Source organism: Agarivorans sp. 1_MG-2023 (genome assembly GCF_030548385.1).
In the GTDB taxonomy this organism is placed as follows: Bacteria; Pseudomonadota; Gammaproteobacteria; order Enterobacterales; family Celerinatantimonadaceae; genus Agarivorans.
The window spans coordinates 347,391-359,118 of sequence record NZ_JAUOSJ010000002.1 but is presented as its reverse complement, the minus strand read 5'-3'; the positions used below and the strand labels follow the sequence as shown (position 1 = coordinate 359,118).

Here is an 11,728-nt window from a genome sequence, read left to right as displayed (position 1 = left end):
GTGCTAAATGGGCCGACAGTAAGTACGCCAAGAAAATCCTTGTTATAAGCGTACTCACAAGTTCACAAACTAGAAACGGTAGTCAAAAGATATTGTGTAAGCATTGCTATGTGGTAATGAGAAACTGGTTTTTTCACCGGTCTCCCAATGAATGTCATTGGAGTAGCTTTCAAACATATGTCGATACTGAACATCCATCGACAAGTTATCCAGTATTTTGTATTGCATACCTATTTGTAAGCCATAGGTGAAATCGGTCTGATTCGCTTGGTGAGAGTAACTTGAAACACCGCCACCCACAGGCTTTTCTTCTAACCAAAACTTCCCTTTGTTGTGAACAGCTCCAATGGTAGCGCCTCCAAACACAGAAAACTTATCACTGATTGGCTGAATGTAGTCATAAGATAACAAATATTCATTCTGAGCCAACTCAATCTGAGTATCCACTCCACCTAAGTTATTGCGATAAACGTTTGCGTCACTCATGTAATTTATCGTAGCCGTTAAACGATGGTTTTCGTTCAAATAGACACCGCCTCGAATATGAAATGCAGCACGACCTGCGTCAGTTGCTCGGCTTCCATATTCTGAGTCTGAAGCTTCAACGTTTACCTTTTGATAACCCGCTCCGCCCCCTACAAAAAATTCAGTTGAATATGCAGAGGAAGTAAATAAAGTGGCAAAACTTAGCGCCAAAAGTGCTTTTTTCATAATCGAGCCTAAAGGATTAAAAAATTCGCCGAGAGTATTGTTGTAATTGAAATTTTGATCCAATTAGTAAAACAAATTTCGATAATAAGCCAAACTTATCATTGAATCCCATTCACTAAACTTGATTAAACACAGAGCTTAATCTTGCTGCATACATTGTCTGATTAAGTATTACTATTTTGGGTAGTTTTACTTATTCATTCAGCGCTCTTATTTGAGTGAAGGCGATGCAGTTTTTAGTTGAGAACGTATTGTTAATCAACCGATTCAACTTAAAGTTTGAAAATATTCAAAGACAAGATGACTTCATATTTCCCCAAATTTCTGCCACAGTAACGCTCTAATTTTTGCTGAGGTTAATCACCATGTTTTACAGCCCATCAGAGGCATTTTCGGCCTATCTTGCGATGCCAGAGCGACTGCCTGAAAGTGTTCCTGTTTCACATACCCAACAACTCGATAGCATTACCGATTTAGTCGACGATATTGATGTATTTTTATTTGATGCTTACGGCGTGCTAAATGTGGGTGGAACCGCCATTGAAGGGGCCAAAGAGCAAATAGCTAAACTGCGAAGCGCAGGTAAGAAAGTGATGGTAGTGACCAATGCTGCTACCCAAAACAAACAGCAATTATTCGATAAATTTGTCGGCTTAGGTTTTGACTTTAGTGACCAAGAAATTGTAAATAGCCGTGAAGTGCTATTGCAGTACATGGATTTACAGAGCTCAACAAACTTAGGTGTTATAACACTGCCTGAGTTTCGTTTAGATACCCAGCGCCCTTGTGTTTACCCAGAAGACGATAACTTTTGGCAAGCAGACGAGTTTTTGTTTTTGAGTGGCCAAGCCTGGAATGAAGAGCGTCACCAGCGCTTTATTGAAGAGCTAAGAAACAAGCCACGCACAGTTTGGGTAGGAAATTCAGACCTGATCGCACCGCTAGAAAATGGGGTATCTCAAGAGCCAGGTAGTTACACCTTAACCCTACCGGATGAGATCTATCCTCAGGTACGTTGCTTTGGTAAACCCTACGCGCCGATTTTTGAAGAAGCACTGAGTCGAATTAAACTCCAACTTGGAGAAGTTGCACCACAGCGCATTGCGATGATTGGTGATACCTTGCACACCGACATACTTGGTGGCAACGCGATGGGATTTAAGAGTGTACTTGTCACTCAGCATGGGTTCTTACGCGGTTTAGATGTGGAACAGCATATCCAGCGCAGCAAAATACGGCCTCATTACCAACTGGCTTCTATCTAATATGTTGCAGGTTTCTCTGGCTTTGTTTGGTTAAGAAAAGCCTGCAAGTCTTGGCATTTTTGCTGGCGTTGAGAACTATCCATTTGTCCCCACTCTTGCTCGGCAACATGCACTAAATCAGACACAACTGAGTCCATGGTTTTATCCATGGTGGCGGCAAGGTCGGCAACTTCGATACGGCCTTGTTTAATACTATCTTGATAACTTACTCGCCACTTTTGATAATCGGAACTCAAGCTCTTATTCCCCGCCACATTGGTACAAAACCCACTCAAAGAATGGTAAATAATAGATTGGGCAAATAAATGCTGAGACTCGCTCACTTTTGACTTGGGAAATGCCGCAAGTGACGCACTAGTAAGCAAGCTAAAACTACATACCGTGGCAATAACAAAATGTTTGTTCATAAAGTTTTCCTTACTTATTCTGAAAAAACACACTTCGTCTACACTAGGTGATTCAGAGTAATCTTGCTGCACTATGTGTTGTTAAGATGATGTAAATCAACTCAAACTCTGTTGCAGAGCCGCTAACTTAACGGCAGCCTCTTCAAAGTCATATTCAGCCGCCGCTCGATTAATACTCACTAACTGTTTTTTTATCTGTTCGGGGAACGCTAACTCTACCAATTCATCAATCCGCTCAACCGCATCGGCGTCGCACTCTTCTAACTGAAAATTGAGCTGAGCAAACTCAGATTTAAGTTGCGCGATATTTTTATCGAACAATGAGCTATCGTCAGTGGCTGAAGGACGGTTTGCATTAGGCAACAATAGAGCTATCTCCCCCAAAGCCAAATGCAGTTGGGTAGCAAGGTTAGCGAGCAATGTTTGAATGCGCTCAACGCTATTTTCGAAACTATCCCCTAGCTCACCTTGCTTAATCGAGTTAGCGACCGCTTCTAACTCTGCGGCTGCATCTTGTAAGGCCAAAGCACCAATATTCCCAGAGTTCCCCTTTAAGGTATGAACAAGTCGAGTGGCGAGCTCCCAATCTAACTCGCCAACGGCCACTTCAAACTCTTCGACAAATTGCTGCTGACTAATGCTAAATTTTGTTAGCAGCTTCAAATATAAACCGCTATTGCCATTACAGGTAGCTAGACCAGCGACTTGATTAATCAGTTCAGGGTTCAGGCTTTGGACTACCGGCATGTCACTGGTTACTAACTGATCGCCGGAAGCACTTGCCCCTTTTATACCAGACGCTTGAATCCACTGAGCCATAGTAGTGATCATGGTTTCGACATCAATCGGTTTACTAATGTAATCATTCATACCAGCGCTAATTACTTTTTCTCGATCACCACTCATGGCGTTGGCGGTCATCGCTATCACCACTATTTCCAAATCAAATTCGCGGATCTTTTGAGTCGCAGAGTAACCATCCATTACTGGCATTTGAATATCCATCAATACCCCGTCGTAGCGATTAACACGCAGTTTATCTATCGCTATTTGGCCGTTTTCAGCTAAGTCACAACTCACATCAATACTGTTAAGTAGCTCTAGGGCTAAGTCTTGATTCAGCTCGTTGTCTTCAACCAGTAATACATGGGCACCACGTAGTTTACGCTTGGCGTCACTCAACTTATCACTGAGTTTTGCAACCGGTGTATATAACTCAATGTCTCGTCCGCTAATTCGCGCAATGGCGTTAAACACTTCAGAGGCGGTAATCGGTTTGGATAAATAAGCACTGACTCCGGCATTTTCACTTTGTTGTTTGAACCGAGCGTGGTCATAGGCTGAAACAATAATGAAGCCAATAGGATGACTACCTGCTTCTTGGCGAATTGCTTCGCAAGTTGCGACTCCGTCCATATCTGGCATATTCCAATCAACAATCGCCACATCAAACAGCTCTGGTTGCTTCGCGACCAACTGTTGAGCTTCGGCTCCTGAGTGCACAACGCTGACAATTGGGCCAAAAGAAGAAACAATTGAAGCCATAATATCGGCGGCGCTTTCATTATCATCTACCACCAATATTTGCATATCGCCTAGTCTGCTAGCACCCAAGGCATTACGTAAACTAGGGCGACTATGGTTGAGCTTAAACCATGCGGTAAACACAAACTCGGTGCCCTCGCCTAACACGCTATTTATCCATATTTCGCCTTCCATTAGCTCAACCAAACGCTTGCAAATGGTTAAACCTAATCCGGTGCCGCCATATTCTCGGGTGGTAGACGTATCCGCCTGAGTGAAAGATTGAAACAGCTTTTGTTGCTGCTCGGGTGAAATACCAATACCACTGTCTTTTACTGAAAACTGCAACTTGGCTTGGTCGCTTGCTTGCTCCAGTAATTTCACTGTAAATACAATCTCACCCTGATCGGTGAACTTAATCGCATTGCTGGCCAGGTTGGTAAAAATTTGCCCCAAGCGAAGCGGGTCACCCATCAAATTATTAGGCACTTGTGGCTCAACCATAGTGACAACTTCAATGCCTTTTTCTTGCGCTTTAAGCTCAATTAAATTCAGTTGGTTTTGCAGAATATCTTGAATACAAATATCCAAGCTTTCCATATCCAACTTGCCCGCTTCAATTTTTGAGAAATCGAGAATGTCATTGATAATGCCCAGTAACGAAGCCGCAGCATGAGATACTTTGTTTAAGTAACTGCGCGTTTTACGGTCCAAGTCAGCATTTAGCGCAAGATGCGTCATGCCAATAATGGCGTTCATCGGCGTACGAATTTCGTGGCTCATATTGGCTAAAAAGTCAGACTTAGCACGATTTGCATGATCAGCTTGGTCAATGGCGAGGGTTAACTGAGTATTAAGCTCTTTAAGTTCACTTATGTCGTAACACCAAAACAATACCGCTTTGTGTTCTTTAAATTCGGTATTGAGATAATTGGCTAAGCCAGTAAAACGTGAACCATCGGTACGTTTAAAATCAATCTCCTGATTGACCACCGGTTCGCCTTTACTCAGCTGTTCATAACAAGCCTCTCGCTGAGACTTGTCATTGTAGATATCGCCAACATTAAAATTATCTAAATCTTCTGCTTCAACGCCAAACATGTCGCGAGCGGTTTTATTGGAGAAAAAGGTTTGGTCATTGGCAACAATAGCCACGCCGATAGGTGCAGAGTTGAGCATGTCAAACAGCAGCTGCTCGCGAGCTTGTAGTTTTAACTCAGCTTGCTCGCGCGCCTTTATATGGGTTGCTAATCGGCGGTTCCAAAATAGCGTTAGTACCACCAATATTAACGCCCCTAACCCCACCTGCCACACCAAGCTGTAGTCGATTTTCTCAACCACTTTATGCGGCGCCCATTTAGATACAACAGTGTCTTTTTGCTGCTGAGTGACTGCAGCAATGGCTTTACTCACAATAGACTGTAATAAAGGCTGGGTTTTAAGCACATATAAGGTAGAAGAGACATTTTTGTCAAAGTCTCCGGCCACCGATAAATTGGCATAACCACGATGATGGATAATATAGTTAAGCACCAACACAGTATCTACCATGCCGTCAATTTCACCTTGCTCAACCAACTCAATGCCTTGCTCGGTATTATTGGGAAATATCCAATCTACATCTAAGTGGCGCTCAACAATCTCGTCGGTTTGTGAGGCGCCTTTAATTATGCCAATGGTTTTCCCTTCTAACTGGTTGAAGGAATCAATTAAATTTCCACCTTTACGCCCTACGTAACTCACCTCACTTTTGGTTATAGGTAAGGTAGCGGTGTAATCCAACTCTAAGTGGGTATTGCCAAAAGCAGCCGAAGCCAGCAACACTTCGCGTTGATGAATCAAGTCTAACGACTGCTCCCAAGATTCAACCTTCACCGGTTCAAACACAATCCCAGTACTGGCAGAAATAAGCTGTAGGTAATCGGCAACAATACCAATGTACTGGCCGTCACTATCAAATGCTTCGTATGGCAGCGCTGCTGGGTCAACCGCTACTTTTACCAATGGATTTTCAAGTATCCATTGCTGCTCTGCTTCACTTAAGTTGAGCAGTTGCCCAGATAAACCATGCCGTTCATAGGCCAACCTCATATCAGCCAATTCAGATTCACTTAACATGGCGAATTGGCTTAAGTCTGGCACGCTGGCAGAGATAATAGCTTCAGGAGTATTAGTCTCGGTATAAAACGTAATATTACCCACTTTATCGGTGCTGCCGTTTTGTACCAAAAAGCTCTCTTTTGATAGGCGGCTAAGATTACTCACCTGCATAAAATCTACGCTTTGTAATTCACCGTCTCGCTCTTGAAGCTGCAAGATGACCTGATTCGGTGAATCAGAACTGACGGTCACTCCTTGAATGTTTGAGTTTTTATAAAACACTCTAAGAATGTTTCTTAGCTGTTTAATATCGTTATTAAAAATGTAAGGTGCAACAACATCGGCGATGAGGTTACCCCGCTTTATCTGGTTGATGAAGCTAGACGCCATGTAAAGCTCAACCAGTTGCGAATAACTATCGCTTTGCTTTAACCCTCCAAGCGCTTGATTAAAAAAATCTCGTATACGCTCATCTCTAAACGCTACTTTATAGCCCACTTCAGATTGGGCAAAAATATCGTGAAATTGATAATCAACCACTAAGCCATTGGTAGATTCACCGTAACTAATCGCCCATTTAACCAATGCTTCATCGGCCACCAAAATATCGGCCTCTCCAGCAAAAAACTCAGCTAACGACTGTTCTTGAACCACATGTTCTCGATAACTAGAGGACGGCTTTTGTGAGTGATTGATTTGCGAGGAATACAAACGTTTTGAACCATCAAACCCCGTTACACTATATTCGCTAAGCTGGCTGGGGCGAGTCAGTTCCAATTCATCGATAGCTCGGCTTATTGCCACATTGTTAAACACCACAATGTCATCGGAATAAAACAACCCTTCAACTTCTTCAAGCACCCCCGCTGAAAAGTCTAGTGCTTGGTCTTCATTGAGGATCTCTTCGCCACGAAAGGTAGGCAACTGTTCAATATTACCTAACTGGTAACCCATTGAAGAAAACACCCGCCGAACTATTTCATACTCTAGGCCTGCTTCCGAGCTTTGGTCGTACATGTACGGAGCACGCCCATAACCAAAAGCGCCATTCATAATATTTTGCGATGAGCTGTCCTTAAGCCATTGCCCTGAAATGCGATTGCGCGTTTCTATATCTATAGATTTAAGGGTTTTATTAATCACAGACAACAAAATAGGAGATTGCTTGGCTAAGCCTAGAGATATTGGAATGTTTTTACGCCCAGTGACCACGATGTTCTTTTTGATCTTGTTTAAACGCAGTTTATTTTTTAGATATAGCGAAGAACTCAGCTCGCCAATGGTGGCGTCAACCTCCCCCTTCTCCACCGCTCGCAAACAATGTGACAACTCGGTATAAGATTTAAGTGTAATGGTGGGGTAACGCTGTTTTAACCAAGCGGTTTGCTCAAAACCTTCTACTACCGCTAAAGTTTTTCCCGATAACTCATCCAAGGAGCCAAGCACCGGCGTATTGCTTTGCGTAAACAGATACTCGGTATGCAATAGGTAGGGCTCAGAAAAATTTACATAACTGGTTTTTTCTTGGTCAAAGAACATCATTGGAATAATGTCGAATCGCTGCTGCCTAAAGCCTTGCAACATCTCCAACCACGGTAAGCCGATTTGGTAGCTAAAGGTTAAGCCGCTTAGCTTGGCGATTTCGTTTAGGTAGTCACGTGAAATACCGTCATATTCACCCGCATCATTAACAAAGGCATAAGGGTAAAAGTTAACATCGGCCACTACAGAAATAGCCGATTGCTGGTCAATCCATTGCTGCTCTTCTTGACTAAAATTGAGCTCGTTTGCACTTGCCTGACCAAGCGCTAAAACAAACAAGGTAAGTGCAATCCTTAGCACTAAAATGCGGGTCCACATAAATAGCATCGTTCACCAATGTATATGTTTTATCACTAAATTAAACAGCCTAGATATCTGCGAGTAGGCAAAAAGAAAAGACTCATTTGCTATTAATGATAGTAGACCATGAAGTGAAAGCAGGTGATTTATGAGTGAGGGTTTTGACTTAGCTCCAGCTTTAAACACATTGAGACATTTTGTCGTAAACAACCATAAAGCTGTCATTTATGACTAAAGATATCCTCTGCTCTGCTCATTATACTAAATCAAACCAATAACACGGCGAGCCAAACCATGAACATGTGCGCAGAGATAACACTGTTAGACGAGATATTAACGCCCTATAAGGCAGAAATAGGCGAAGACTATTTGGCTTATAAAAACCATGTATTACGGATGCTTAATATTTGCTTTTACTTAGCCAAACCGGATCAACAACAGACCCAAAAACTGATTATTGCTGCGGCTTTTCATGATATTGGCATATGGACCAATAACACGGTGGATTATTTGCCGCCTTCATTGGTTCATGCTGAACGCTACTTACAGCAACAGAACTTAGGCGAATGGTCGGAAGAGATTGCACTTATTATCGATCAGCACCATAAAGTGAGAGCCTTTACTGATCCTCGTTACCCATTGGTGGAATACTTTCGACAGGCCGATTTAGTGGATTTTTCTTTAGGTCTTGTAAAACATGGGGTACCGGTGGATTTTATAAAGCAACTTAAACAAACATTGCCTAATCACGGCTTTCATAGAATGTTACTTAAACGCACTTGGCAGCGAATTAAACAAAAACCATTTAGCCCTGCGCCAATGATGAAATGGTAAAAAAAGCATGGCAATACAGCTGCCATGCTTAACATCTAAAGCCTAAGGTTAAGGCTTAATTCACTGGAGTAAACTTAATCCAATTAAGGTTAAAGTCACCTTGAAGGATATTAACACGTAGTGTTTGGCTACCACCGTTAACCACAACGTTATTAATGGTTTGGCTTTGCCAGTTTTGCCACCCGCCCGTTGCGCCTACGCTGGTATTACCAACAATTTGCTGACCAGCTAATTCAAGGCTATAGCTGCCGCCACCAGGGCTTGAAGCAACTCGAACATCAACAGTATAAGTGCCAGCGGCTAAATCTACGCTGTACTCTAACCATTCGCCCGCTGCTGTCCAGCCTACGTTGTAACCGCCACCTACATCAGAGGTCATTTGCAAATCAACATCGTCACTACGATGGCTGCCACCCGCATTACCACTAGTGGTATCGTAGAACTGGGTGTAGTCCTCAGCTTGTACTAGCACTTCGCTTGGCGTGCTAGGATTACCGCCGCCAGTATCACCACCGGTGCTGCTACCGCTGTATAGCTTGTACCAATCAAGCAAGGTATCGTTTTGGCCTACATCACTTTCCAATACAAACTTCAACGCGCTAGCGTTGCTGGCTAAGCTGAAGGTAACTGTTTGCTCTGTACGAGTAGTACCACTAAAGGTAGCCGTAGCCACTTTTTGCGCATCAGCATAAATGCTGATGCCCGCAGCAGTGTTGTTACTTGAAGAGCCGTTAATCACCAAGCTATAGTCACCAGCAGATAAATTACTGCTGTTTACCGTTACCGATTCAGCGTTTCCATAAAGAATTACACCTGCATACGGCGAAGTAATAGGCTGGCGATAAGAAGGTGAAATAACGCCATCTTCAAACTGCGCCTGTTCAAGCAACTCACCATCAACCGGTGGGTTAGTTGGGTTACCGCCACCATCGTTAGCGCTAACCGTAACAGTTACCGTGCCGCTAGCACTAGCTTGACCATCACTAATGGTGTACCCAAAGCTGTCGTTGCCAACAAAACCACTATTAGGCGTGTAACTTAGTGCGTTGCCAACTTGGCTAACACTGCCGTTACCCGCTTGGGTATAGCTAGTCAGTGACAATGAGTCACCGTCGGCATCACTGTCGTTCTGCAATACAGAAATACTTACTGCAGTATCTTGAGTGGTTGAAGCACTATCGTTATTGGCTTTTGGTGGGTTATTGCCACCAGTAGGTGGAGGCGTCACCACGTCACATTCGCCCGCAGGACAAATAATTCGGTAGTTACCACTTAATGCCAAGAAACCAAACATGTACAAGGTACCGTCGTAATAACGGTATTTACCACTTGGTACAGGGGTATCCCAAAGCGCTTGAACAAATTCCCACGAACGCTGATTATCTGAAGCTAAACTCGCCACCGCATTCATTGATACTAAACCAGGAGAATGATCCGAGTTGTTTTCGTATGGTGTGCCATTTAGCTCATACAAGCTTGAGTAGGAGTCTATGCCTTCGCTCTTGAAGAAGCTCTGTAAGGCATTTACATAAGTGGTTTGCCATGGGTCATTCTGCCACCAAGCAAAGTCCATTGCGGCATTACCTACGGTGCGCCAAGCATCGTATTGGAAGGTATCTTTCCAATGTTGAAAATCAGCATGGGGGCGACCATCAAAGTAAGCATAATCAGGGCTTAAACCGTTAGAAGCATTCACCGTTTTTTTAAGGAACGCGCGGCTTGTCACTGCTAAATCGGCCCAAAAACTGTTGTTGTTATCTGCCCAACGTGCCCAAAGCTCATAAAAAGCAGGCAAGTGATAAGACGGATCAGTCCAGTTTCTGTCGGTAGGCGTAGCAGGTGAGAATACAATTTGTTTTTCCGCATGGTTAAACAAGCTGAATTCTTCTAACTGGCCTTGGTTGTTATAGCGAGTTTGGCCGTTGCCATACATATCTTTTAAGATTTGGTTGGCTTGCTCTCGGTAGTTATAAATACCATTGCCATCACCCCATAAGTTTGAGGCAAAAAATAACGCCGTAACAAAATACTCTTCGCCGTCTGGCGCAGGGTTAGCATCTTGAATATTGCCTGAAGTGCTTACCTTCCAAGCAAAGTACCCTTTGTTATTACCTGATTTGTTCAGAGAGTAAGTATGCGCCCACTTCCACAACTTGTTGAAGTCATCTTGACGGCCCATTTGCACCGCCATCATCATGCCGTAAGACATACCTTCACTACGAACATCGTTATTACCAACGTCCCAAATGTAAGCCATATCGTTGCCTACTGGGATGAAAATGGCTTTATCGGCAGTATCGCTACTATGGAATAGTTGGTCGTAAACAGCTTGAACTTTGGCATCTACTTCGGCAGCAGAGTAGCCTAATTCTTGGAACATATTACGATACACGCCAGTGTCGTAGGCACCGGCACTTGGTAGCGCTGGCGCACCAGGAAGTGCCGCTATATCACCCACTCGGTGTAACTCGTACCAATCTAAAAAGGTATCGTTACTGCCATTATCGGTTTCAAGCTTAAATTGTAAGGTTGAGTTAGCAGGTTGGCTATCAAGCTTAAAGGTAATGCTGTTAACTGAGGCACTGGTTCCTGAAAACTCTGTAGCACCCAGTTTTTTGCCACCTAAATACACGCTAATACCCGCAGCATTGTTGGCACTGCTAGCTCCGCGAATATCTAGGCGAAATTGCCCAGGTACGTTACTCAATTGGGCTTGCGCTTCTACGCCATCGTTATTGGCATAAGCGGCTACGCCGTTAAAGGGGCTGTCAACAGCGCCCGAGTAGCCCGGCAATAAACTGCCATTTTCTAGCTCAAATTTTTGCAATAGCTCGGCCGAGCAAATAGGCGACAATAGCCCTAAGCTCAGCACTGCTAGCACTGTTTTGTTAAAGATCATTCCTTTTATCCTCATATATGGTGTCTTGCATAGTGAGCAACCGCCAAAATAATATTTGGCTTAAGCTGCTGTTTAGCTCTTAATTTGGAAGAGCTAGCTATTATTTGTTTTATATGCAGCACAGACTTTAGCAGTGACTAAAAATA

Annotated in this window: 6 protein-coding genes; 2 read left to right on the top strand and 4 right to left on the bottom strand. The window is 43.4% G+C overall.

The window, feature by feature from the left end:
* Positions 1-69: 69 nt before the first annotated feature.
* The gene (locus Q4592_RS03650) at positions 70-711 is read right to left on the bottom strand and encodes an outer membrane beta-barrel protein (protein WP_303509879.1); all 642 of its coding nucleotides are present in this window, start codon (positions 709-711) and stop codon (positions 70-72) included.
* A gap of 365 nt (positions 712-1,076) precedes the next feature.
* On the opposite strand from Q4592_RS03650, the gene Q4592_RS03645 reads away from it, so the two are divergent.
* Complete coding sequence (locus tag Q4592_RS03645; protein ID WP_303509878.1) at positions 1,077-1,976, top strand: HAD-IIA family hydrolase; 900 nt, start codon at positions 1,077-1,079, stop codon at positions 1,974-1,976.
* Here the strand turns inward: Q4592_RS03645 and Q4592_RS03640 are convergent.
* Together Q4592_RS03640 and Q4592_RS03635 are read right to left on the bottom strand one after the other, a co-directional pair.
* Positions 1,973-2,383, bottom strand: a complete 411-nt coding sequence (locus Q4592_RS03640) for a hypothetical protein (protein WP_303509877.1) — start codon at positions 2,381-2,383, stop codon at positions 1,973-1,975. The genes Q4592_RS03645 and Q4592_RS03640 overlap by 4 nt on opposite strands.
* A gap of 96 nt (positions 2,384-2,479) precedes the next feature.
* Positions 2,480-7,867, bottom strand: a complete 5,388-nt coding sequence (locus Q4592_RS03635; RefSeq protein WP_303509876.1) for a transporter substrate-binding domain-containing protein — start codon at positions 7,865-7,867, stop codon at positions 2,480-2,482.
* A gap of 276 nt (positions 7,868-8,143) precedes the next feature.
* Between Q4592_RS03635 and Q4592_RS03630 the strand changes: the two genes are divergently transcribed.
* Positions 8,144-8,683: an HD domain-containing protein gene (locus Q4592_RS03630; RefSeq protein ID WP_303509874.1), complete on the top strand. Its 540-nt coding sequence runs from the start codon at positions 8,144-8,146 to the stop codon at positions 8,681-8,683.
* 55 nt (positions 8,684-8,738) lie between these two features.
* Here the strand turns inward: Q4592_RS03630 and Q4592_RS03625 are convergent, their stop codons facing one another.
* Complete coding sequence (locus Q4592_RS03625; protein ID WP_303509873.1) at positions 8,739-11,582, bottom strand: glycosyl hydrolase family 8; 2,844 nt, start codon at positions 11,580-11,582, stop codon at positions 8,739-8,741.
* Positions 11,583-11,728: the final 146 nt, after the last annotated feature.